The organism is Stenomitos rutilans (genome assembly GCF_059505485.1).
Genome location: NZ_JCACKR010000160.1, coordinates 26532 through 48609, shown reverse-complemented (window position 1 = coordinate 48609; position 22078 = coordinate 26532). Strand labels below are relative to the sequence as shown.

Here is a 22078-nt window from a genome sequence, read left to right as displayed (position 1 = left end):
TGGTTCCTCTTCCTTCCCCTGCCTCCCCTGCTCCCACCGCTTCCCCTGCCCCTACTCTATATGGCTAACCCGTACACCTCTCCCCTCTCCCCTCTCCCCTTACCTCCTCTCCGCCTGTCTCAGTCGCAGTTAAACCGACTGGCTGCTTGTCCCCGCAAGTTTCAGCATACAGATCTGGAGCAGTTGGCGGCACCGAGCGAACCCGACCAGCAGGAGCGGCAAGCCCAGGGAACACGCTTTCACTTGTTAATGCAGCAGTGGCTGTTAGGGCTACCTGTAGAACTGCTGGTGCAGGAAGATCCTCAACTGCAAGCCTGGTTCAGCGCGTTTATGGCAGTGGCCCCTAAAATTTTGACCCTGGCAGACGACCGCCCTGTATGGGGACAAAGCGAACACTCACGAACCTTGGCATTTGAAGGCTATTTGCTGACGGTGGTCTACGACTTGTTGCTTGCTAACGAACAGCAGGCACAAATCTTGGACTGGAAAACCTATCCACGTCCGCAAAATCCACGTTGGCTGCTGCACAATTGGCAAACGCGGCTTTACCCCTTTGTACTGGCTGAAACGAGTGCTTACGATGCCGATCACACGGCGATGATTTACTGGTTTTTTGAGTCGGGTGAGCAAGCCCCAGAAGCCCGCCGCTTCAGTGTTGCCTACGATACGATACAGCATGAGCAAACCCGTCACGATCTCATCCACTTGCTAACCCAGCTAACACGCTGGTTAGAGCGCTATCAGAATGGTGAACCCTTTCCGCAGGTGCCTTTAGAATCGAAAGAGTGCGATCGCTGTAGCTTTGCCATTCGGTGCGATCGGGTAACGCTTCGAGAGGAGACGCGATCGCAGCAGCCGAGCGATCAAGAGAATGCGTTTGCGTTACCGAGTCTTGCTGATATTCAGGAAGTGGCGTTGTGATGTACTGGGGTTAGGGATTAGGGGTTAGGGATTGGGGGTTGGGGTTAGAGGCTGGGGGTTAGGGGGCAGGAGGCAGAAGGCAGAAAGAGGCAAAGGGTAAAAGGCAAAAGGAGGAGGCAGAGGGCAGGAGTCAGGAGTGCAAGGACAACTCAAAATTCAAAATTCAAAACTCTCTTCAACCATGACTGACACTGCAAAATCTTCTGAAGAACCTCAGTTAGCGATCGACATACGCGAGATGGAAATCGATGACCTCGCGCCCGTTTTTCATCTGGGCGAAACCCTTTTTACCAGCGATCTGTATCCCTACATCTACCGCACCTGGGATCAGTGGGAGGTAATTGGGCTGTACAACACCGATCCAGAGTACTGCCTGGTGGCTGAAGTGCAGGAGCAATTGGCGGGCTTTATCCTGGGTACCATCATCAACAAAGCCTCCTGGACATACGGTTACATTATCTGGCTGGGTGTAAATCCTGCCTTCCATCGACGGGGGATTGCTGACAAACTGGTCGATCGCCTCGTTGAACGCATGATTGACGATGGCGCACGGTTCATGATGGTAGACACTGACCCCGAAAATACGCCAGCGCTCAAGTTCTTTGCCCGCAAAGGCTTTGGCAACATGCGAAAGCACGTCTACCTATCAATGAACTTGAGTAAGCACGAATACTACGGCAAACTCATCGCCTACGAACGCGAAAAAGCCGAACGTCAGGTCTGGAAACGGCCGAGGAAGCGATCACCCAAAGCATAACAATTACCCAGACTGGCTAAAATACAATCCATAAGCCTATAGGGGACTGGTCATGGTACAACAGTACGATCCGTTGCGATACCTTCCAACCGATGAGGACTTGCCTTCTTCGGATGAAACCCCTGTGGATAATGAGCTGCAAAACCTGATCCCAAATCTGCTGCTGACCATCCTGGCAACTATTTGGGACGATCGCCAGGACTGGTTTTTTGGTGTGGATATGGGGATTTACTACATTCCCGAACCGCCGTATGTGCCAATTATTCCCGATGGCTTTCTGAGTTTGGGTGTGGAGCGACGGACGCGAGGCGATCAGGGGCGGCTGAGTTACTTGCTCTGGCGGGAGAATAACATTCCACCGATTCTGGCGTTGGAAACCGTTTCAGAAACCTATAACGGTGAGTACGACACCAAAATGGCGAAGTATATCCAACTGGGTGTGCTGTATTACATTATTTACAACCACAGTCGTCAACGCCCCAATCACGAACCGTTTGAGGTCTATCGTCTGGACAACGATCGCTATATCAAGCAGTCAGGCGAACCGTTCTGGATGCCAGAAGTTGGCATTGCGATCGGGCGTGGACAGGGCAAATATGCTGCCTGGGAACGCGAGTGGCTGTACTGGTTTGACGAGAACGGCGATCGTTATCCTACTCCTGATGAACAGGCAGCACTCGCAGAACAACAGGTAGCACTCGCAGAACAACAGGCAGCACAGGAACGGCAGCTACGCGAAGAACTACTGGCGAAGTTGCGCGATCGTGGCATCGATCCCGATACGCTCTAACCCTTCTGCTCTCTGCCTCCTGCCTTCTGCCTCCTAAAGCCTCATCTCCTCATCCAGATAGCGCTTGTAGCCTTTTTCCTGGAGCTTCGCCTGCTTTTCAATCACGATTTGAGTAAGGCTCTGACGATACTGCTGCACCTTTTCGAGTAGCGCTGGATCGTGGGTTGCCAGAATTTGCACGGCGAGGAGTCCGGCGTTACGGGCATTGCCGATCGCCACTGTTGCGACGGGAACTCCGGCTGGCATTTGGACGATCGAGTACAGCGAATCCAGTCCTTGTAAGTGACGGCTAATCACAGGTACGCCAATCACAGGTAAGGGCGTGAGTGCTGCTACCATTCCCGGCAGGTGTGCCGCACCACCCGCGCCTGCAATGATCACTTTTAACCCGCGCACATGCGCTTGCTGGGCATAATCGACCATGCGTTCAGGTGTACGGTGTGCTGAAACGATGCCGATTTCGCAGAGAACATCAAATTCTTCGCAAGCGGCGATCGCGTCCTGCATGGTGGGCAAATCTGAATCGCTGCCCATGATGATACCGATGGGGGGGGAGGACATAGAGGGAATGGGAAGTAGGGAGTGGGGAGTTAAGAAGCCGTTATGCTAGGTTGCATATTGTTGCCATGCTGAGCGCGTTGAAGAACTTGTTGGCATTTAGCATTGAGTTAAACAAGCTCTAATGTGCCAATAGCGCGGCAAACGGTCTTGATAACTAGTTTTTCGTATGTTAAGTGTCATGGATCTAAACCGAGAGCTGAATGATGCCATTGCAAATGGTGATGTGGGTCAAATCCGCCTTTTGGTATTGAAAGGGGCAAGTTTAAAGCATCGAGATGAATGGGGTAGAACACCACTTAATCTACTGTGCAGCAAGAAAGGGGCTAAATCGTGTCGAAGTGATAGAAACACTGATTGAGTTAGGCTCAGATGTCAACGCCAAAAACCATAGTGGCAAGACGGCACTTATGGAGGCTGGAGATCAAGATCTGATAGACATTTTGCTAGCAAATGGCGCAAACTCAGAAACTAAGAATCGTAACGAAAAATCTAGAAAGGCTAAAGGATAAGGGATAAGTTTTAATTGATGTCAGAAAGCTTACTTGGAAATTGTGCTGCTATTCATTCACAATAAATTGTTCGTTTTTTGGGTTCCAAATTAAATGTGAACGATACTCATGAACCCAATTTTTAACTTGTTTAGCTTCAGAGCTTCCTTTTACCCACAATGAGTAATTTGAAAGTTCCTTCGGTAGAGGCAGCAATCTTGCAACGGCTCTAAACGCTAATAAATTACAAAATCCGCAGCCGTGATCGAGCACAATTCGATGGGGTGGCAAGTTGGCAAGAATGTAGTCAACCATACTTAAGTTCCCGAATGTCAAAATTCCTGCCGCTATTACCGCCATGCCATTGTATTGGTTACCTGTCGCGTTTGGCAGATCATGCTCCCATAGCTGTAACAAATGAATGTGAAGCTCTTCAGTCAAGTTTGCTTCTGGAGGTGGATTGAAGTAGCGCTTGAATCTAGGAATATCAGAAACTGTACACGCTATCACTTGGCAGCGCAATTCACCAAGTGACCTCATACGCTTCCAGTATTGGTCGGAAGAATTATCAGTAGCCACAGATGCTTGCTCGTGTGAACTAAATGGATGTTGATTGTCTAAAGAAGATGTCCATTATTGTCTCACCAATAACATCAGCTATTTTAAGCTGAAGTACTGGTAGATCTTGTAGGTTGGGTTGAACAACGTGAAACCCAACACAAATTTTGAAACTAGCGATCAACTGCCCAGGCTAAAATAAAGGGTGCAAGTCGCAGCGAGGTCAAACTCATGGCAGTTTCTCCAGAGGAGAGGTTTCACCAACGACGACCCCGATATAGTAAAGAAGAATTTACCCAACGGGGCAATGCCCTCTATGAATCCAAAATCCGGCTTCAGGTTGAGCCAAACCACCGGAACAAGATTGTGGCGATCGATATCGAGACGGGTGAGTTTGAGATTGGCGATGATAGCTTGAGTGCAGCCGATCGGCTTTTCCAACGCCTTCCCGATGCTCAACCTTGGTGCGTTCGGATTGGCACTGGTCCGGTTCATCGTTTGGGATTTCATACCCCGATAGAAGCACAATGATTTTTGGTTTTGTGCATCATCGAGAGGCAATTGTTCAGCTTGTGGTGATTGGCGATCAGCAAAAGAAGCAAGGGATTCGCGCCGTCATTGACACGGGCTTTACAGGAGGCTTGACGCTGCCGTTAACCATGATTGCGGATCTGGCGTTGACTTGGTTTACACAGCAGGAAGGGTTTCTAGGTGATGGGAGTCGTAGAACATTTGATGTCTATCGTGGGACAGTCATCTGGGACGGTCAGCTTCGGGTGGTTGAGATCAATGCCTCTGATACGGCACCTTTAGTAGGAATGGCTTTACTGGAAGGGTTTGAACTCAGGGTACAAGCCTATGAAGGTGGCAGTGTGGCAATTCTGCCGATCGCGTAGCGGATAGATCGTAGGGTGGGCAGTGCCCACTCTTCTTAGGTCTTTAAAGGTTGCTGATTAGCTTGTCGTACTCTGCGTGTGTTCCAATCCAAAACCAGGAAATGCCGTTCTTTACCTCACACCCAACGCACGGTGGCTTAACCCTGCTCGAACTGACCAATACTTGTTCCCTAGCTTTTTGAAATGCAACGAGGGGTGAGACGGATCGGTTTTGAGCAACTCGTAGCACTGATCAGCCGTTCGCTGAACGCTTTCGGGTAAAGCATCGTAGCATTGCCAGAAGCGTCGAGTGGTATGGTGCATTGGGTATCACAGTTCTCGGCAGTGCCCAGCTTCAAATTCAGCGATCGCCTCTTGCGCCAACGTCTCTAATTTACCGTCTGCAATATCCTGTTCAATCTGTTCATCCCACCGTGCGTAATCCAGATCGAAAAACCAAGCCCTTAGTCTCTCAAACTCATGAGACGGCAGTGAGAGAATTGCATTTTCAATGTTCTCAAGTGACATCAACTGTTACCGCTCTGTTTTTGAGGGAAATTATAGCTTTGCTGACAAAGGCAATCACTCAGTAGGCTAACTACTTGGTTTCCATCCAGTTTTCGCCAGAGTGAATTTCGACGACTAAGGGAATGGATAGTTCGACGGCTGATTCCATTGTAGCTTTGATTTTGGGTCCCAGTTCTGCCCATTCTTCAGGGGGCATCTCGAAGACGAGTTCATCGTGGACTTGCAGCAAGAGTCGCGCCTGGTACGGCTCGATGAGGTCGTGGAGTTTGACCATCGCAATTTTGATGATGTCGGCACTGGAGCCTTGAATGGGAGCATTGGCGGCGGCACGGAGCGATCCGGCATCGTACTGGTCGCGGAGTTTGAGTTTGGTGAGGTCGATCGCCCCCGGTTCCGCCCCCCGCAACCGCTTGAGTGATTCGCTGGCAAAGTTGAAGTAGCGGCGACGACCGAGGATGGTTTCGACGTAGCCGTTGGCGATCGCCTCGCGCTGCATTTGCTGGAGGTATTGGAAGACGTTGGAGTAGCGATCGTTGAAGCGATCGATAAACAGGCGGGCTTCGCTGACTTTTACGCCTGATTCTCGTGCAAACCGTTGGGCACCCATGCCGTAGATTACGCCGAAGTTGATGATTTTGGCGAGGCGGCGTTCTTCGGAGTTGATGTCGTCTTTCTCCAGCAGCAGTCGTGCCGTGAGCGTGTGAATGTCGCCATTCTCCCGGTAGGTGTCGAGCAAGATGGGTTCCTGGCTGAGGTGGGTCAGAATGCGGAGTTCGATTTGGGAATAGTCGGCGGCGACCATCACCCAACCGGGTTCGGAGACGAAGGCTTTGCGAATCTGGCGACTGAAGGCAGTACGGATGGGAATGTTTTGCAGGTTTGGATTGGAAGAAGAGAGCCGTCCCGTCGTTGTTCCCGTCTGGTTGAAGTCGGTATGGACGCGGTGGGTGTCGGGGCGCACCAGCAGGGGCAACGCATCGACGTAGGTGGATTTCAGCTTGCTGAGTGTGCGCTGCTCCAGAATGGCATCAATGACGGGATGATCGCCTTGCAACTTTTCCAGCGTGGCGGCATCGGTCGAAAAGCCCGTCTTCATGCGGCGCGATTTTTTGGTGTCCAGTCCCAGGGTATTGAACAGCAAATCGCTGAGTTGTTTAGGCGAGCCAAGGTTAAATTTCTGTCCGGCCACGTCGTAGGCGTGACGCTCGATCGCCGCCAGATCCGTCTCTAGCTTCTTGGAAAGCTCCTTCAAATAGGCAACGTCAATATGCACCCCGCAGTATTCCATCTCTGCCAGGACAGGCTCCAGCGGTTGCTCCACATCCAGTAACAGCCGATGCAGGGCGGGAATTTCCTCTAATAGAGCGCGAAGTTTGGGCACCAGGAGGAAGGTGGTGTAGGCATCTAAGCCGCAGTAGTCTGCGACAGCAGGAATGGCGATATTGGCGATCGTTTTCCCTTTGGGTACCAGATCGGTGTAGCTTTGCGCCGTAATGTTCAGGTGTTTGCCGCTCAACTCGGTCAGATTGTGGCTTTCGTCAGGGTTGAGCACGTAGCTTGCCAGCATGGGATCAAAGATCACGCCTGCCAGTTTGATACCCTGACAGCGCAACACTAGGCGATCGAACTTGGCATTCTGCAACGCTTTCGGATAGTCGGCGCTTTCGAGGATGGGGCGCAGTGCCTCCAGCGCGATCGCTTTATCGAGGTTGCCACCATTGGTGTGTCCCAGCGGAATGTATGCCATGTCGTCTAGTGCGGCACCCCAGCAGCAGCCAATTCCTACCAGATCGGCATCGCGGGGTTCGAGCGCAGTGGTTTCAGTATCCCAAGCGACGGGAGTTTCAACGGTGGTGAAGGTCTTGAGGCGATCGACTAACTCTGTCAGCTTCTCAGGCGTATCGATGATATGAGGCGTAATAGTAACGGGCAAGACCTTCTGCGCAGCGATCGTATCTTCAGCGCTGAAAAACCACAGATCGCCATCTTCCCGGTACTGGGGCGTTGGGGTTGCCTTATCTACGGGAGCCGTATCAGATGTGTCTTCTTGACCACCGCTAAACTGGCGATGCACTTTCTGGATGCGATCGATAAACGTGCGAAATTCCAGCTTTTCCAGCAGTTCATTGACGATCGTCTCATCGAAATCGCGGATGCGGCACGACTCCCAATCGACCTCCAGTGGCACATCCAGGTGAATCTGCGCCATCCACTGCGAATGACGCGCTTCGTCTTTACCTGCCTCTAGCTTTTGCCGGACGGCACCCTTGATCTGATCCAGCGACTCGTAGACCTTTTCCAGCGATCCATAGGTGGTGAGCAACTGCACTGCCGTCTTATCGCCAATGCCTTTCACGCCAGGAATATTGTCGGAACTGTCGCCACACAGCGCTTTGTAGTCCACCACCTGCGACGGCAGAATCCCCATTTTTTCCTTCACCTGCTCCACGCCAAATTCTCTGGGTGGGGGCGTGCCTTTGCCGTAAACCGTGCTGAGATAGAGGACTTTTGTCGCCGATTCGGGATCGATGAGTTGGAACAAGTCCCGATCGCCACTCAAAATCTTGACCAAAAAGCCATCCGCACTCGCTCGTCGTGCCAGCGTCCCAATCACATCATCCGCTTCGTAGTTTTCTGCGGTCAGAATGGGCAGATTCAGCGCCAGCAGCAATTCTTGCAGATTTGCCAGATCGGGAATGAAATCCTCTGGCGTTTCGGCTCTGCCTGCCTTGTAAGTCTCATCCGCATCGTGACGGAAGGTTTTTTCAGACAGGTCAAAGGCGATCGCCACATACTGCGGCTTCTCCGCCTCCATCGTTTCCAGCAGCGCTTTCAGAAAGCCATAGGAGACGCTGGTAGGAATCCCGCTTTTCGTTCGGAGTCCGCCGTCTCGTCCTTTTGCAAACGCAAAGTAGGAACGGAACGCCAGCGAATGCCCGTCGATGAGGAGAATAAGCGGTTTGGTGGAGGAGTTAGCAGGAGAAGCCAAGGGAATGCCATTGAAGGAGACAAAGTCTATTGTAAGGAATTCAGGCGATCGTCGTTGTCTTAGACCTCGGAGGTTTCCAAAACCTCCGAGGTCTTGAAACCTGCGAAGGCTTGAGGGCACTCTTTCCCTTAAGGAACAGTGAAGGACGATCGCACTCACATGATTCGGATAGGCTGTCCTGCGGGTGCAATCGCCCGACTAGTCCCAGAGATCACTTGAACCAGTTCAGATATTGCTCAACCTAGTTCAGAGGTTGCTCGACTCAGCTAAAAGATTACTCGACTCAGCTAAAAGATTGCTCAACTCAGTAAAAAGATTGCTCGACTGAGCGCAAAGTTAACTTGACTTATCTGGAAGACTACTCGACTGAGTTCACCCCTTGCTCGAGCCATCGTTTTGCTTACTCAACCTATCTCTGCCATAGCTCATTCAAGTCATTTAATGACTCAACCCATCTCAGAACTGGCTCGTCCTATCTTAGAGATAGCTCAACTAGCTTGCAGAATAGCTCGGTTCAGTATTCTACTGTCTCAAGCTACCTCTACGTAGGATGCGTTAGCTATGGCGTAACGCATCAACTACGAACTAGAACTACGAACTGACTTCTGACTCCTGTTTTGAAGGTGCGATCGATGTCTCAGATTAAATTCCATCCATGTTTGTCTGAAGAAGCTCTTCAGCTTCAACAGGTGATTGAAGCTGGCGCGACGTATGCTGAGGACACCTTTGATCTTGGTACAGTATTCTTAATCATCAAGGAGATTGAAACTAACGAAAGCTTAGAAGACTCAATTGATCCAATTGTCCTTGCTAACGGCTTTCTCGATTGTCTAGATGAACCCTACAAAAAGTATTTACCTGCACATCATGCAATTCAGCCTTGGTGGGAAATTCCGTCTTCTCAAGAAGCTGAAAGGATAATCGTGCGGTTACTGACTCATAGCGTAGTAGCGGAGCCTTCTGCCTTCGACTACGTAGAGCCAGCGATCGAATTCACTCACAAACTGCTTCAACTCATTGGCGAGTCTTGTCATTTTGTAACCAACGTTAAACGGCGCATACACTGGCGGACACCTGACGATTACTATCTTGAAAATAAAGCCGGATTTGGTGTCTTTAACGTAGGGTCTTGCTGGGATGAAGGCATAATACTGATCTCACTCAAGCGCATTGGAATGTTGTGGTTCTTGGGTTACGACTAATCGGCATAAAAGGTTGCTAGTCAGACCTCCAAGGTCTTGAGGTTACTCGCCCTTTGGTCGATCGCTATCGATATAAATCACCACTTTCGCAGGGCCATAGCGATCGCGGATGACCCGTTCCACCCGTTCGGCGATCGTGCGCGCCACACTCATGCATTCTGGGTGCAGGATGAGCCGCATTTCGACAAAGACCTGACGGCCGACAACCCCGCGTGACTGGATGCCGTAGCAGTGGGTAATCCCTTCCACCTGATGGATGGTTTGGGCGAGAGCTTCTGGCGCGATCGCCATTTGCTTCATCAGCGATGGCAACTGCCAGTTAAAGACTCGCCAGCAGTTGCAAACGGCAACAATGAGCATCACGATCGCCAGCAAGGGATCAAGCCAAAGATATCCATGCCCGACTCCCACTAATGCAGCCATCACCGGAATGACCAGCCACGTATCTTGAAAGAGGTAAGAGGCACTGAAGCGCAATGCAGTATTCTCTAAAAGACCCGCCTCGTAACGTTGAAAGCAGGCAAGGCAAAAGTTAATGGTCAGCACCACGCCCAAAAGCTGAAAGAGGGGCGGACTCATCCGCAGCGGCAATACATTTCCAGCATCTTGCGCGATCGCCCCTAGCTGCTGTACGGATGATGCCAGTACACTAAGGCACGCAAACCCCATAAAGGCGGCTAGCAAGAGTGCCAGTATCGCTTCTACCCTACCGTGCCCGCTCACTTCCCGGCCGGCCGGATAGCGCGAGGTAATAGCGATCGCGCTCAACAGAATGCTAAATCCATTAACCAACGTCTGGAGTGACTCTGCAAGCAAGCTCAATGACTGCGTTGCCCAACCAATCCAAACCTTTACAACCAAAACAAGCAGTGTCAGCCAAAGTGATGCGAACAACACTTGACCCACCGCCCGACGACGACCCTGTGCCTCAGCCATAGCCTACAAGCTACTATGAGATTTGCTTTCACATTATCAGCGGTTAATTTAGTAATGAACGGAAAGTAATTGATGATCGCGAGAAAAACTTGGAAGCTAAGGCAGAAGGTAAAGGGCAGAAGTAGTTGTTGGTTGTTGGTTTTTAGTTTTTGGAAAAGCAGGGGAGGCGAATGCTAACTCAAACCTTTTACGCTAGCGGCTGATAGCTGACCGCTGTAGCTTGCTTCCCGCAGGGTTAGCTGACCGCTCTTCCAACTCAAAACTCAAAACTTTCTTCCTTCCCATGCAAAATCAGTCTATTGGTAACGACATCAAACTGCTCGTGCTTGACATTGACGGCACGATCGCGGGTGTTTCAAACGAGATTCGCAAACCCGTCATTGAGGCTGTCCGTGCTGCTCAGGCAAAGGGGATTCAGGTCGCGATCGCGACGGGCCGGATGTATCAGGCGGCGGTGCGCTTCCATCAGGCGATCGGCTCTACTCTTCCGCTGATGGCGTATCAAGGTGCTTTGATTCAAGACCCCACGACTCAGGAAGTCTACCGCCATTGGACAGTGCCAAAAGCATTGGTGCTTCAGCTTTTGGATTATTTTGAACAACCAGAGTTGCGAGCGCTCCTCTCTGTCCACTTCTACATCAATGACCAGCTTTACGTCCGCGAGATCACGCCAGAAACGAAAGAGTATGCCGAGCGTTCAGGCGTTACCCCACTTGCAGTTGGCGATTTGCGCACCGCTTTAACAACGGAACCCACAAAAGTGCTGGCACTCAGCGATGATACCGACTTAATCAATACCCTATTAGGCAGTTTGCAGACTCGTTACACGCCTGCTGAACTGTACCTGACGAAATCTGTTGCCACCTTTTTTGAAGCGACCAATCCCCTCGTCAGCAAAGGAACAGCGGTGCGCTATTTGGCAGAGGAGCATTTGGGACTACAACCAGCGAATGTGATGGCGATCGGTGACAACTTTAACGACGTTGAGATGATTGAGTACGCTGGCGTTGGCGTTGCCATGGGCAATGCGCCAGAGGCCGTTCAAGCTTTAGCCAACTGGGTCGCTCCTGATGTAGAAGACGATGGGGTTGCGACCGCCATTGAAACGTTTTTGCTCTAACGCCAGTGCTTGCGATCAAGCGGACTTCTAGCAAGCACGAGCCTTCTGCCCTCTATCTAGCAGTCAGCTATCAATTATTAGCGGTCAGTGGTCAGCTTTTACCACCTTTAGCCTTTAGCCCTTAGCCTTTCTCTTCATCCCTCATCTTCTGCCTAGCGCGACACCTGTACCGGAGTCCGGTTAGGCTTCACCTCAAATTCAGCAGGCTGAATCATCGATCGACCAGTCATCTCAAGCGGTTGAGGTAGCTTCAAAATATCCAGAATGGTGGGGGCAATATCGGCCAGACGACCGTCTTCGCGTAACGGCACCTCCGTTCCATGAACGGGAATTTTGCGTCCTTCGCCTTCCACCAGAATGAAGGGTACAGGATTGGTGGTATGGGCTGTCCAGGGGTTACCCTGCCCATCGCACATCACCTCTGCGTTGCCATGATCAGCGGTGATAATTGTGGTACCGCCTGCCTGGATAATGCTTTCTAGCAAACGACCGAGGCAGCGATCGACCGTTTCTAGCGCTGTCACCGTCGGTTCTATTTTGCCCGTATGACCCACCATATCCGGGTTGGCGTAATTCAGCACAATCAGCGAATAAATACGCTTGTCAATGGCTGCGATCGCCACCTCCGTTACTTTCTCAGCAGACATGGCAGGCGCTTTATCGTATGTGGCTACCATCGGACTGGGCACCAACTCCCGATCTTCGCCTTCAAAGGGGTCTTCAATCCCGCCGTTGAAAAAGTAGGTAACGTGGGCGTACTTTTCGGTTTCAGCCGAGCGAAACTGGCGCAAACCGTTGTGGGCAATCACTTCGCCCAGAATATTGGTCAAATCCTGGGGTGCAAAGGCCACAGCAACGGGTAACTGTGAATCGTACTGAGTGAACGTGACGAACGAGAGGGGGTAAATCAGCTCCCGCTGGAAGCCATCAAACGCGGGATCAACGAACGCTTGCGTTAACTGCCGTGCCCGATCGGGGCGGAAGTTGAAAAAAATCACCCCATCACCAGGCTGTACCGCACCGGGCGCAACCCGTGTGGGTAGCACGAATTCGTCATGTGTCCCTTCTTCATAAGAGGCTAGCAAAAGGTCTAGAGCCGATCGCCCATCGCCTTCGCCATCCTGCATCATCACGTCATACGCAAGCTTGACCCGATCCCAACGGTGGTCGCGATCCATGCTGTAGTAGCGTCCGCAGAGTGTGGCAATGCGCCCAATACCACGATCGACAATGTAGTTTTGAATCTTTTCAACGGAAACTTTGCCAGCGGTTGGTGCCGTATCACGACCATCGGTAATCACATGAATGCATACATCATCTAGATGTTGATCCTTTGCCAGGTCGATCAATCCAAACAGATGAGTCAGATGCGAATGGACGCCACCATCCGAACATAGCCCTACCAGGTGCAGCTTTGTACCGTTTCGTTTGACATCCTGGCAGACTTTAACGAGAGCTGCGTTGCTCAGCAACGTCCCATCTTCTACCGCATCCGAAATTCTCACCAATTCTTGCGGTACAACTCGCCCAGCGCCGATGTTCAGGTGCCCGACCTCTGAATTGCCCATCTGCCCGTCTGGCAACCCAACATCCTTGCCTGAAGTGCGAATTAAGGTATGAGGATACACCGTCCAAAGACTGTCAATCACAGGGGTTTTTGCTGCTGTAACGGCGTTACAATCAGTGTCCTCTCGATATCCCCAACCATCCAAAATCACCAGCACTACTGGAGAGATAGGCGCTTGCGCCATAGAAACTCGCCCTTCCATGAATGAGTTCTCAGAAATAATAGCATTGCCGCTTGTATCCTTAAAGCTATAGTGAGTCCGGATTGCAATCTTTTTGTAGTCTTGATGGATTGATGAAGCGTTTTGTGCTTTTAGCAAGATTGTGCGGATGCCAGGGGTAGGAGCAGGGAAGTAAGGAAAGCGGGGGAAGCAGGGAGAGTAGAAGAAGGCTAGTTTTTTGAAGAAAGAAGCTCACTGCTAAAGCAACTCAAACCTCGCTCCGTCTGCCTCCTCCGCCCCCCTCACTCCCCGCTTGGCTTCAACCCACTAGTATCAATCGATCGCACCCTCATCGCAGGATTAATCCACTCGTTCAAGCCCTCTCCTAGCAGCGACAAGCCCACAACCATCACCGTCATCGCCAGACCGGGAAACAACGTTGTCCACCAGATACCGCCCGTGGAGAGACCATCCAGTGCCTGCCGCAAGTCGTAGCCCCATTCAGCGGTTTCTTCGGGCAAGCCTAAGCCCAAAAAGCCCAATCCACCTAACGTCAGAATGGCATCGGCAGCGTTGAGCGTAAATAGCACTGGCACACTTTGCACCACGTTCAAAAACAGGTATCGGCTGAGAATGGCCCAGGTAGAAGCGCCCATTGCCTGTGCTGCCTCAATAAATAGCTCAGTTTTGACGCTAACGGTGTGGTTGCGCACAACGCGGTAGTACTGCGGCACATATGCGATGCTGAGCGCGATCGCGGCATTTAGCACTCCACGACCCACCACAAAGGCCAGCGTCACCGATAGCAACAGTCCCGGTAGCGTGTAAATAGTATCCATCAAAAACAGCAGCAAGCGATCGAGCTTACCGCTCAGATACCCGCTAACCATGCCCAACGGTACACCAATGACCAAACTCAGCAGGGTTGCTAGAACGACCACCTGAAGTGCTGCCTGACTGCCAAACACTGTGCGAGACAGCACATCATATCCCAAACGTGTGGTGCCAAACCAATGTGCCCAAGACGGTGGCTCCTGCGTCGGATTTGCCAGGAACTCTGTTGGGTCTTGCAACCAACCAAATTGTTGCAACACCGGAGCGAGCACTGCCAGCCCCAAAAAGAAGATGGTGATGAGCAACCCAACCTGCGTCATGCGTGCAGAAAGGGAGGGACGATCAGCAAAACGAAAGAATTGGGATATGGAAAGGGTCATAGGGAAGTCGTGTAAAGGTTAGTTTTTGGTTATTCGCTCATGTGATCATTCCAGCGCTAATGCTAGTCACCACCATGCCCTTACCTTAGTTGATGCGTTGGGATTGTTGATCACAGTGCAAGCCGTTGCTGCCAACGTGCCCGAACGCGAAGAAGCCAAACAGTTGCTTGCCAAGCTAGACCAAAAACGCCATTAAATGCTTCAGTTGGTTCGCATTTGAGCGAGGGAGTCTTTTCTAGAAAAGCGTTTTTGCATTGGGTTAATACCTTTCAGTAAATTTTAGAGGTGTTTCTGCAATGCTCAAGGCACTTAAGGGGGCATTCTGCGGTCTAAGCGATAGGCAATGGAGCACGCTTACAGTTGGCTGTATTGGTGCCATTTGCTATTTCATCCATCACCGCAATGCATCATTACTTGTATAGCATTAAACCCAATGCGTTTACAGCATTTAATATTGCGTTTTTTGCAAACAGATTGTGTTGACAAACAGTGGCACGATCGTAGTCAGCATTGAAGCTTTAGGCGTTGCGATCGACACGTATTTAAGCTTTTTATCGGCACCCCTATAAGTAAATGCATGATTGGCATTTAGCAAATGCCAATCATGCAAGTTTTACTTCTAACCGTTACATTCAATACAATTATTCACGCTTTTCAAATTTACCGTAAGGCTCATCACCTGAAGGAAGCATTTTCTTACTGCCCAAATCAAACCATTGTGGGTATATCCAATACGATTTTGCACAACCAAAACGGCACGTAGTTGAGGCTAATCATTGCTAAAGTGCCTGCCAAATCGTTGGCGCATTCTTGCTAGACCGGATGTATAGACATCAGCACACATTGTTGATGACAAAGAAGAATACAGATCATTGAACAACTGTTGACGTTATTTTCTAACAGGAAACATCACCATGCTGCGAGGACTTTTGTCGTTTAGAGGTCCCTATCGGATCTTAAACTTTGCCTGGTTCGCTTTCTTTCTGACCTTCGTGCTGTGGTTTAATTACGCGCCGTTTACCACCGTTATTAGAGAAGATTTGCATCTCACAGTTGCTCAGGCTCGCACCATTGGTTTGTGTAATTTAGCACTCACCATTCCAGCACGAATCATTATTGGCATGGTGCTCGATCGCTTTGGCCCCCGCATTACGTTTTCAGCACTCTTAATCTATGCAGCTATTCCATGCTTTGCCTTTGCCTCGGCTCAAGACTTTAACCAGCTAGTACTTAGCCGTTTAGCTATGGGCATTGTAGGGGCTGGATTTGTGGTTGGCATTCGTCTTGTGGGGGAATGGTTTCAACCAAAGCAAATTGGCTTTGCTCAAGGTATTTACGGCGGTTGGGGTAATTTTGGCTCCTTTGCAGCAGAAGCGGTGTTGCCTCTCATTGCGTTTGGTTCTGCCTTTCTGTATGCGGGGCATGAAAACTGGCGACTGGCGATCGCGCTTTGCGGAATCGTCTCCGCTATTTACGGTGTGATCTTCTATTTCAACGTACAGAACACGCCTCCCGGTAGGGAATACCAACGCCCCACTCGCAACGGCGGTATGGAAGTTACCAGCCGCAAAAGCTTTTGGGCACTTGTTCTCACCAACATCCCGATGTTTGGCGCACTGGCACTCATTACTTGGCGCTTACAGTTAGTGAAATTTCTCAGTCCCGCAGCGATGTATGGCATCTGGGCGTTTCTGATCGTTTTGTTTGCCATTCAGACCTATCAGCTGTATCAGGTAAATCGTGAAGTGGTGCAGGGCACGAAACATTACCCGCCCGACGATCGCTATCAAATTAGCCAAATCATGGTGCTCAATCTTGCCTATGCTGTCAGCTTTGGCTCGGAATTAGCCGTTGTCTCCATGCTTCCAGAATTTTTTGAGCATACGTTTAATCTCAGCCACCAGATCGCTGGCCCCGTCGCTGCAACCTATCCACTTATGAACTTAATTTCCCGCCCTGCGGGTGGCTTAATTTCAGACAAAATTGGCAGCCGCAAGTGGACACTGACTGCCATGATTGGCGGCGTTGGTGTTGGCTACATGATGATGAGCCTGATCACAGGCGGTTGGTTGCTTGCTCTAGCCGTCACCATGACGATGTGCTGCGCGTTCTTTGTCTTTGGCGGTGCGGGTGCCACATTTGGCATTGCTCCTTTGATCAAACGGCGTGTCACAGGGCAAATTGCAGGAAACATTGGCGCTTACGGCAGTGTGGGGTCAGTTATTTACGCGACCACCTATAGTTTGCTGCCTCAGACGGTTGAAGGGAACCGCACATTTTTTCAGTGCTTGGGTATGACAGCGATCGTGGTTTGTTTCCTCTGTGCCTTCGTTTTGAAAGAGCCAGTTGTAGCTAAGAGCGAAGCATTTGCCGAAGATCCAGTCCTTGTAGGGCATTAGAACTGTGTCGTTGATTGGTTTATGCGATCGCTGAGCGGCTTTCTGCCCCTGAGAGCCGTTCAGCGCCTCTCATCCTATATTCACTGGAAACCCCTATGGTACTCAAGTCTTCAAGTAACGATGCGGCGGCTGAAAGCTTTGAAGTGCAGAGCAACTATGGCTCGAATGAACTGGGCTATCAACAGTTAATTATTTGCGCGGCGTTGATTGGTATTGCGGGTGGTCTGGTCGCGACCGCTTACTACTATGTCTTAGAAGCCTGTCTGCACCTGGTCTGGCATGCAGTGCCAGAGGCGATCGACCCCTATTTCCCTACCAATTTCCCCGTTTGGAACTACGTCTGGATTGCAACGACGATCGGTGGGTTTTGTGTGGGTTTGACCCTGCGCTTTATGGGGTTGCCCGGTGAAGTGGCTATGGTGGTGGACAAGGTGCACGATCCCGGTCGGATTGAAGTGAAGCAAACGCCTGCAATGATTGTGGCATCACTGTTTTCTATTACGGCTGGCGGTAGTGCAGGGCCAGAAGCACCCTTAGTACAAATTCTGGGCAGCTTTGGCGGTTGGTTAGGTGGCAAACTGCGGCTCACTCTGTCAAATACTCGTGTCTTAACCTTTTGTGGGATGAGTGCAGCGTTGGGTGCCTTTTTTGGCGCGCCGTTAGGAGGAGCCTTGTTTGCCTTGGAATTGCCGCATCGACGCGGGTTGGAATACTATGAAGCACTAATTCCAGCCGTTCTGTCAGCCATTCTCAGCTTCTTTGTGTTTCGGTTTAACACAGGGCTGACGATCGGCGGTATGTACCATTTTGAAGCCATTCCAGAACTGACGCTGATGAGCTTGGTACATGGGTTGCTACTAGGTGCAGCAGGCGCAGCGGTAGCCGTCACCTTTGTAGTCATCTTTCGACTGATTGGCTCTCTGCTGAAGCGGCTAGAGCACCACACTATCTTGTTGGCAACGCTGGGTGGATTGGTTATTGGTCTGCTAGCGCTGGCAGTACCTCAGACACTATTTTTTGGTGAGAAAGAAATTCAGACGATCGTCGAAACGGGCGCAACGTTAGGACTAACGATGTTGCTGATTGTCGGGTTCACTAAGATGCTGGCGATCGGGTTCACGCTGCATTCTGGCTTTCGGGGTGGTTTTATCTTCCCGCTATTTTATCTGGGTGCCGCCTTTGGCTGCGCGATCGTGCAGGTTTTTCCTGGTATGCATCCCACCATTGCAATGGTGTGCATGATGGCAGCGGTTAATGTTGCCATTACTAAAACGCCCATCAGCAGCACAGTTATTCTGAGCGTTTTATCCGATACCGCGATGGTGCCTGTGATCTTGATTGCGAGCTTTACCAGCTTTTTGCTCACAACCCAGGTTTCGCTCATTGGCACCCAGCGATCGCGCACCATCTTCCCCGCCGAACCAAGCTTCCAGTCAGCTCCCCAAGCGATCGCGGTAGAAGTGCCTGTAGAAGTGTAGGGAGCAGATCTTGCAAACTCGGTTACAAGGGTTTGGGGTGTGCCCCCTGTCCCCTATACTCAGTCCAACGGAACGGCTTCCTTACTGAAATCTAACCCATTCCAGGGATCAAGCTGCTGCTAAGGCGCTTAAGGGCACGACTGGCAACATCGGCGTAACGCAGTTCACCACACAAAATCTGCCCAATGCGCTCAGTGGCAGCAGGGCGTTTGATGCCAACCTTGTAGCCAATGTGAGGAATGCGGTAAAACACTCCAGCTAGCCGCTGTGCCCAAGCCATATCAGCACCCCATTCGTTATTGATGAGATCGGTATAGCCTTGCAGTGCATTGACATTGCCTGCCAGTGCTTCGTCGATCGCCCCTGCCGCCTTAACTCCTGTAAAGATAGCAGGACGAATGCCTTCAGCGGTGAAGGGATCAACCACACAGGCAGCTTCTCCTGCCAACAGTGCATTTTGAGCGTGGAGCGGTTGATTTCCATCCCACAGGCAGAGGGTGTGAGCCGTTAGTTGACCCGCTTTCACGTTCAGACCAGACTTCTGAGCGTATTCAGTTAGTAGATTGCTCAAGTCATTAGGATCATGGCCGCGAAACGTTGCAATGCCCAGAGAGTAGCCATCAGCTTTGGGAAACTGCCAAATATAGCCATTTTTGACCATGCCGAACTCAAAAAAAGCTTTCTCGGCATCAACGTTGGCTGCTGGCACTTCTAGAACCGCTCCAGACCGTCGCTTCGGCTCCTTAAAGCCAAGCCATTTTGATGTAAGACCGTTTGCCCCATCAGCGGCAATAAGATAACGCCCAGTGATGGCACCATTAGGAGTGTTTACCTGCCAGTGATCAGTTTTAAACTCAATACCTGTTGCCTCAGTCTTGTCTTTTAGCTCCGCACCCTGCTTTTGTGCCTGCTGCACGAGAAAGTGATCAAACACATCGCGGCGTACCATCCACATTGGCTCGGAGGTTTGCAGCTTAGCATCAACCGGATCACCAAGCTTCCAGGTATAGCAGATGTTTTCCAGTTTGCGATCGATGGCAGGCGCAAAATCAAAATCGAACCATTGCGCGATCGCGGGAGACACCCCGCCACTACACGACTTATAGCGCGGTAACGGCTGTTTTTCGAGCAGCAGCACCGATCGACCCCGTTTTGCCAGATGGTAAGCCGCACTTGCTCCAGCAGGGCCAGCTCCCACAACAATGCAATCAAACATTAGACCGACTCTCCTTCAACACTCCAAGACCTTTGACGCTAGCAGTTTGGCGGCTTTGTTCAGAAACGTCTCTTAAAAGGCGATGTGTTAAATAAGCACTCTCGCTTACACTCTCACATCGATCATGATTGCGATTTGAGGCACGACTAAGCTCAAAATACCTACATGATCGTCATACACTTAACTGTAAATGCGTCAGAAATTGTACTGAAGACGGCCCCATCTTAAAAGTAGCAAGCGTTAAGCCTCAGTTATTTGACGTAAGTCAGTGCAAAATGGATTATTCTCGCTCAAAAGCCTTAGGGAAGACACGCTTGAAAGTGAGCCAATGAATCTCATCTACGTACTCGCCTCAATTATGCGATTCACCAGTTACACGGAGTGCAAAGTTCCGATAAGAATCTTAGGATGGAAGCATAAATCTTTTATAAAGCGCGCAGCCTCGCTCAGTACCAGTAGTCATGAGTCATCGACTTTGCACTCCAGTGCTGGACAATGCTGAACAAGAGGGGGCTGCTCGTTCAAATTGAGCTTTACGACGAGCCATTGATCATCTGCTCATGCCCATTGCAACCCATCTGGTGAGGCTAAATTTATGCTTTGGGAAGTTTGTATTCGGTATCCCAACGGACAGGAACGTGCACTTCGCTCCTACAAAGATCGGGAAGTAGCCCTCAAGCGTATTGATACCATTTATTTAGAGGGCTATCCGATGCATGTTGCTTACATTGTACGACCAGCGCAGGAAATCGCATTTAGCCATTAGCTAGCAGCAGTCAGCGGTTAAAGAGCTTGGGAGGAGTCACCCCCTTGGCTGGTAATGTCGCTTGTAACGCTCCTTGGAGTGGCTTCATGGCTGATGGCTGATCGCGTCTAAACAGTCATGATGTCTTTTTCTTTGTCAGCAAGCACGTCGTCGACTTTGGCAGTGTATTTATCCGTCAGCTTCTGGATCTTATCCTGCAAATCGCGAGCTTCATCTTCGGGCAATTCGCTACTCTTTTCTTGCTTTCGCACCGAATCAACCGCATCGCGCCGAATGTTGCGAATCGACACCTTACCTTCTTCAGCGTATTTTGCGGCCATTTTGACTAACTCTTTGCGTCGATCGCTCGTCAGTGGCGGGATATTAAGACGAATCGTCGAGCCATCATTGTTTGGCGTCAGCCCAATATCAGACAGCGAAATGGCCTTTTCAATAAGGCTGAGGCTGCCACGATCGAATGGTTGTACCGTGATCGTCGAAGCATCGGGTGTATTAATGTTTGCAAGCGATTTGAGCGGTGTGGGTGCACCATAATACTCGACCTGGACACGATCGAGAATGGAGGCATTCGCGCGCCCAGTCCGAATCGTATTGAACGATCGCTGAGCGGCTTCAACCGCCTTCTGCATGTGTTCTTCTACATCAGCTAACTTCACAAGAACCTCCGACAAGCGTTCCAATTTGTTCGCCCGCAACGGCTCGACGCACGTTTCCTTTTACGGAAAGGTCAAACACGATAATCGGGATATTGTTGTCCTTACATAAGGATATCGCAGTACTGTCCATCACCCGTAGATCTTGCGTGAGAATATGCCCGTAGGTAAGGGATTTGTAACGGCGTGCCTCAGGATTAATACGTGGATCAGAGTCGTAAACGCCATCGACTTTAGTTGCCTTGAACAATACGTCTGCCCCAATTTCAGCTGCACGAAGCGCCGCTGTGGTATCTGTGGTAAAGAAAGGGTTGCCGGAGCCTGCACCAAAAATCACCACTCGCCCTTTTTCAAGGTGGCGCATCGCTCGTCGCCGTATGTAAGGTTCTGCGACTTCTTGCATGGAAATTGCGGTTTGAACGCGTGTCGGCACTCCAATCTGCTCTAGCGCATCTTGGAGCGTCATGGCGTTCATAACCGTGGCGATCATCCCAATATAGTCAGCAGTCGCGCGATCCATGCCCGCAGCAGCGCCTTTGACTCCTCGGAAGATATTGCCACCCCCAACGACGATCGCCACCTGTACTCCGGTGGCAATCACGTCGGCAACTTCTTGAGCAATATCTTGCACAATATTGGCGTCGATTCCGTAAGAAAGCTCACCCATGAGGGCTTCACCGCTTAATTTCAGCACGACTCGCTGGTAAGTGACTCCCATGTGGTGCTATTTCTCTTACTCCAGGTTGCTTTCAACCATAACGATACTCCTTCGTGGCGAGATTCGTCCACTTTGAATCGGCGAGGGGGGATGACATGAGTGAAGTAGAACGGTGTGACTCTCTGTGCCTTCTCCACGTCATAGCATCTGCCCCACGATCGCGCAGAGTCTCTGTGATGCAC

At 50.7% G+C, this 22078-nt stretch carries 23 protein-coding genes; 12 read left to right on the top strand and 11 right to left on the bottom strand.

What is annotated here, in order from left to right; genetic code table 11:
- Positions 1 to 60 precede the first annotated feature (60 nt).
- The 3 genes from AC5JLP_RS32485 to AC5JLP_RS32475 all read left to right on the top strand — a co-directional run bounded on the left by AC5JLP_RS32485 (position 61) and on the right by AC5JLP_RS32475 (position 2468).
- Positions 61 to 921 (top strand): PD-(D/E)XK nuclease family protein, encoded by an 861-nt coding sequence (locus AC5JLP_RS32485; RefSeq protein ID WP_496072010.1) that lies wholly within the window; start codon positions 61 to 63, stop codon positions 919 to 921.
- A gap of 181 nt (positions 922 to 1102) precedes the next feature.
- Positions 1103 to 1678, top strand: coding sequence for a GNAT family N-acetyltransferase (locus AC5JLP_RS32480; protein WP_496072009.1), 576 nt, complete (start codon positions 1103 to 1105; stop codon positions 1676 to 1678).
- A 52-nt stretch (positions 1679 to 1730) separates the two neighbouring features.
- Positions 1731 to 2468, top strand: a complete 738-nt coding sequence (locus AC5JLP_RS32475; protein ID WP_496072008.1) for a Uma2 family endonuclease — start codon at positions 1731 to 1733, stop codon at positions 2466 to 2468.
- 33 nt (positions 2469 to 2501) lie between these two features.
- Here AC5JLP_RS32475 and purE read toward each other — a convergent pair whose 3' ends face one another.
- Positions 2502 to 3029 carry a 5-(carboxyamino)imidazole ribonucleotide mutase gene (purE, locus tag AC5JLP_RS32470; protein WP_496072007.1) on the bottom strand — a complete coding sequence of 176 codons (528 nt, stop codon included), beginning with the start codon at positions 3027 to 3029 and terminating at the stop codon, positions 2502 to 2504.
- A 275-nt stretch (positions 3030 to 3304) separates the two neighbouring features.
- Here purE and AC5JLP_RS32465 point away from each other — a divergent pair, with 275 nt between their 5' ends.
- Positions 3305 to 3538, top strand: coding sequence for an ankyrin repeat domain-containing protein (locus AC5JLP_RS32465; protein WP_496072006.1), 234 nt, complete (start codon positions 3305 to 3307; stop codon positions 3536 to 3538).
- Positions 3539 to 3586: 48 nt separating this feature from the next.
- Here AC5JLP_RS32465 and AC5JLP_RS32460 read toward each other — a convergent pair whose 3' ends face one another.
- Positions 3587 to 4096: a hypothetical protein gene (locus AC5JLP_RS32460; protein WP_496072005.1), complete on the bottom strand. Its 510-nt coding sequence runs from the start codon at positions 4094 to 4096 to the stop codon at positions 3587 to 3589.
- A gap of 210 nt (positions 4097 to 4306) precedes the next feature.
- On the opposite strand from AC5JLP_RS32460, the gene AC5JLP_RS32455 reads away from it, so the two are divergent.
- Positions 4307 to 4606, top strand: coding sequence for a hypothetical protein (locus AC5JLP_RS32455; protein WP_496072004.1), 300 nt, complete (start codon positions 4307 to 4309; stop codon positions 4604 to 4606).
- On the top strand, positions 4603 to 4971 hold the full coding sequence (locus AC5JLP_RS32450; protein WP_496072003.1) for a clan AA aspartic protease: 369 nt from the start codon (positions 4603 to 4605) through the stop codon (positions 4969 to 4971). Before AC5JLP_RS32455 ends, AC5JLP_RS32450 begins: the two co-directional genes overlap by 4 nt.
- Before the next feature lie 111 nt (positions 4972 to 5082).
- Here AC5JLP_RS32450 and AC5JLP_RS32445 read toward each other — a convergent pair whose 3' ends face one another.
- The 3 genes from AC5JLP_RS32445 to polA all read right to left on the bottom strand — a co-directional run bounded on the left by AC5JLP_RS32445 (position 5083) and on the right by polA (position 8467).
- On the bottom strand, positions 5083 to 5274 hold the full coding sequence (locus AC5JLP_RS32445; protein ID WP_496072002.1) for a hypothetical protein: 192 nt from the start codon (positions 5272 to 5274) through the stop codon (positions 5083 to 5085).
- Between the two features lie 6 nt (positions 5275 to 5280).
- Positions 5281 to 5478, bottom strand: a complete 198-nt coding sequence (locus AC5JLP_RS32440; RefSeq protein ID WP_496072001.1) for a hypothetical protein — start codon at positions 5476 to 5478, stop codon at positions 5281 to 5283.
- A gap of 70 nt (positions 5479 to 5548) precedes the next feature.
- Complete coding sequence (gene polA / locus AC5JLP_RS32435; RefSeq protein ID WP_496072000.1) at positions 5549 to 8467, bottom strand: DNA polymerase I; 2919 nt, start codon at positions 8465 to 8467, stop codon at positions 5549 to 5551.
- A 632-nt stretch (positions 8468 to 9099) separates the two neighbouring features.
- On the opposite strand from polA, the gene AC5JLP_RS32430 reads away from it, so the two are divergent.
- The gene (locus AC5JLP_RS32430) at positions 9100 to 9669 is read left to right on the top strand and encodes a hypothetical protein (RefSeq protein WP_496071999.1); all 570 of its coding nucleotides are present in this window, start codon (positions 9100 to 9102) and stop codon (positions 9667 to 9669) included.
- A gap of 42 nt (positions 9670 to 9711) precedes the next feature.
- Here AC5JLP_RS32430 and AC5JLP_RS32425 read toward each other — a convergent pair whose 3' ends face one another.
- The gene (locus AC5JLP_RS32425) at positions 9712 to 10605 is read right to left on the bottom strand and encodes a cation diffusion facilitator family transporter (RefSeq protein WP_496071998.1); all 894 of its coding nucleotides are present in this window, start codon (positions 10603 to 10605) and stop codon (positions 9712 to 9714) included.
- A 283-nt stretch (positions 10606 to 10888) separates the two neighbouring features.
- Here AC5JLP_RS32425 and AC5JLP_RS32420 point away from each other — a divergent pair, with 283 nt between their 5' ends.
- Positions 10889 to 11725, top strand: coding sequence for a Cof-type HAD-IIB family hydrolase (locus AC5JLP_RS32420; protein ID WP_496071997.1), 837 nt, complete (start codon positions 10889 to 10891; stop codon positions 11723 to 11725).
- Positions 11726 to 11877: 152 nt separating this feature from the next.
- Here AC5JLP_RS32420 and gpmI read toward each other — a convergent pair whose 3' ends face one another.
- Both gpmI and AC5JLP_RS32410 read right to left on the bottom strand, forming a co-directional pair.
- Entirely contained in the window at positions 11878 to 13494 is a 1617-nt protein-coding gene (gene gpmI, locus AC5JLP_RS32415) for a 2,3-bisphosphoglycerate-independent phosphoglycerate mutase (protein WP_496071996.1), read from the bottom strand.
- Positions 13495 to 13754: 260 nt separating this feature from the next.
- Positions 13755 to 14666, bottom strand: a complete 912-nt coding sequence (locus AC5JLP_RS32410; protein WP_496071995.1) for an ABC transporter permease — start codon at positions 14664 to 14666, stop codon at positions 13755 to 13757.
- Between the two features lie 25 nt (positions 14667 to 14691).
- Here AC5JLP_RS32410 and AC5JLP_RS32405 point away from each other — a divergent pair, with 25 nt between their 5' ends.
- The 3 genes from AC5JLP_RS32405 to AC5JLP_RS32395 all read left to right on the top strand — a co-directional run bounded on the left by AC5JLP_RS32405 (position 14692) and on the right by AC5JLP_RS32395 (position 18543).
- On the top strand, positions 14692 to 14862 hold the full coding sequence (locus AC5JLP_RS32405; protein ID WP_496071994.1) for a hypothetical protein: 171 nt from the start codon (positions 14692 to 14694) through the stop codon (positions 14860 to 14862).
- A gap of 718 nt (positions 14863 to 15580) precedes the next feature.
- Complete coding sequence (locus tag AC5JLP_RS32400; protein WP_496071993.1) at positions 15581 to 17065, top strand: NarK family nitrate/nitrite MFS transporter; 1485 nt, start codon at positions 15581 to 15583, stop codon at positions 17063 to 17065.
- Between the two features lie 95 nt (positions 17066 to 17160).
- The gene (locus AC5JLP_RS32395) at positions 17161 to 18543 is read left to right on the top strand and encodes a chloride channel protein (protein WP_496071992.1); all 1383 of its coding nucleotides are present in this window, start codon (positions 17161 to 17163) and stop codon (positions 18541 to 18543) included.
- Between the two features lie 91 nt (positions 18544 to 18634).
- Here the strand turns inward: AC5JLP_RS32395 and AC5JLP_RS32390 are convergent, their stop codons facing one another.
- On the bottom strand, positions 18635 to 19759 hold the full coding sequence (locus AC5JLP_RS32390) for a geranylgeranyl reductase family protein (RefSeq protein ID WP_496071991.1): 1125 nt from the start codon (positions 19757 to 19759) through the stop codon (positions 18635 to 18637).
- Between the two features lie 595 nt (positions 19760 to 20354).
- On the opposite strand from AC5JLP_RS32390, the gene AC5JLP_RS32385 reads away from it, so the two are divergent.
- Positions 20355 to 20525 carry a family 2 glycosyl transferase gene (locus AC5JLP_RS32385; RefSeq protein ID WP_496071990.1) on the top strand — a complete coding sequence of 57 codons (171 nt, stop codon included), beginning with the start codon at positions 20355 to 20357 and terminating at the stop codon, positions 20523 to 20525.
- A 107-nt stretch (positions 20526 to 20632) separates the two neighbouring features.
- Here the strand turns inward: AC5JLP_RS32385 and frr are convergent, their stop codons facing one another.
- Positions 20633 to 21181, bottom strand: a complete 549-nt coding sequence (frr, locus tag AC5JLP_RS32380; protein ID WP_496071989.1) for a ribosome recycling factor — start codon at positions 21179 to 21181, stop codon at positions 20633 to 20635.
- On the bottom strand, positions 21168 to 21896 hold the full coding sequence (gene pyrH, locus AC5JLP_RS32375; protein WP_496071988.1) for a UMP kinase: 729 nt from the start codon (positions 21894 to 21896) through the stop codon (positions 21168 to 21170). Before pyrH ends, frr begins: the two co-directional genes overlap by 14 nt.
- Positions 21897 to 22078 lie beyond the last annotated feature (182 nt).

Bases quoted from the DNA above. Each gene is read 5' to 3' on its own strand.
- AC5JLP_RS32400 (WP_496071993.1), top strand. From the start codon at position 15,581: ATGCTGCGAGGACTTTTGTCGTTTAGAGGTCCCTATCGGATCTTAAAC.
- AC5JLP_RS32395 (WP_496071992.1), top strand. From the start codon at position 17,161: ATGGTACTCAAGTCTTCAAGTAACGATGCGGCGGCTGAAAGCTTTGAA.
- AC5JLP_RS32475 (WP_496072008.1), top strand. From the start codon at position 1,731: ATGGTACAACAGTACGATCCGTTGCGATACCTTCCAACCGATGAGGAC.
- pyrH (WP_496071988.1), bottom strand. From the start codon at position 21,896: ATGGGAGTCACTTACCAGCGAGTCGTGCTGAAATTAAGCGGTGAAGCC.
- AC5JLP_RS32445 (WP_496072002.1), bottom strand. From the start codon at position 5,274: ATGCACCATACCACTCGACGCTTCTGGCAATGCTACGATGCTTTACCC.
- AC5JLP_RS32450 (WP_496072003.1), top strand. From the start codon at position 4,603: ATGATTTTTGGTTTTGTGCATCATCGAGAGGCAATTGTTCAGCTTGTG.
- AC5JLP_RS32455 (WP_496072004.1), top strand. From the start codon at position 4,307: ATGGCAGTTTCTCCAGAGGAGAGGTTTCACCAACGACGACCCCGATAT.
- gpmI (WP_496071996.1), bottom strand. From the start codon at position 13,494: ATGGAAGGGCGAGTTTCTATGGCGCAAGCGCCTATCTCTCCAGTAGTG.
- AC5JLP_RS32425 (WP_496071998.1), bottom strand. From the start codon at position 10,605: ATGGCTGAGGCACAGGGTCGTCGTCGGGCGGTGGGTCAAGTGTTGTTC.
- purE (WP_496072007.1), bottom strand. From the start codon at position 3,029: ATGTCCTCCCCCCCCATCGGTATCATCATGGGCAGCGATTCAGATTTG.
- AC5JLP_RS32480 (WP_496072009.1), top strand. From the start codon at position 1,103: ATGACTGACACTGCAAAATCTTCTGAAGAACCTCAGTTAGCGATCGAC.
- AC5JLP_RS32390 (WP_496071991.1), bottom strand. From the start codon at position 19,759: ATGTTTGATTGCATTGTTGTGGGAGCTGGCCCTGCTGGAGCAAGTGCG.
- AC5JLP_RS32420 (WP_496071997.1), top strand. From the start codon at position 10,889: ATGCAAAATCAGTCTATTGGTAACGACATCAAACTGCTCGTGCTTGAC.
- AC5JLP_RS32440 (WP_496072001.1), bottom strand. From the start codon at position 5,478: ATGTCACTTGAGAACATTGAAAATGCAATTCTCTCACTGCCGTCTCAT.
- AC5JLP_RS32485 (WP_496072010.1), top strand. From the start codon at position 61: ATGGCTAACCCGTACACCTCTCCCCTCTCCCCTCTCCCCTTACCTCCT.
- AC5JLP_RS32410 (WP_496071995.1), bottom strand. From the start codon at position 14,666: ATGACCCTTTCCATATCCCAATTCTTTCGTTTTGCTGATCGTCCCTCC.
- AC5JLP_RS32430 (WP_496071999.1), top strand. From the start codon at position 9,100: ATGTCTCAGATTAAATTCCATCCATGTTTGTCTGAAGAAGCTCTTCAG.
- AC5JLP_RS32385 (WP_496071990.1), top strand. From the start codon at position 20,355: ATGCTTTGGGAAGTTTGTATTCGGTATCCCAACGGACAGGAACGTGCA.
- AC5JLP_RS32465 (WP_496072006.1), top strand. From the start codon at position 3,305: ATGAATGGGGTAGAACACCACTTAATCTACTGTGCAGCAAGAAAGGGG.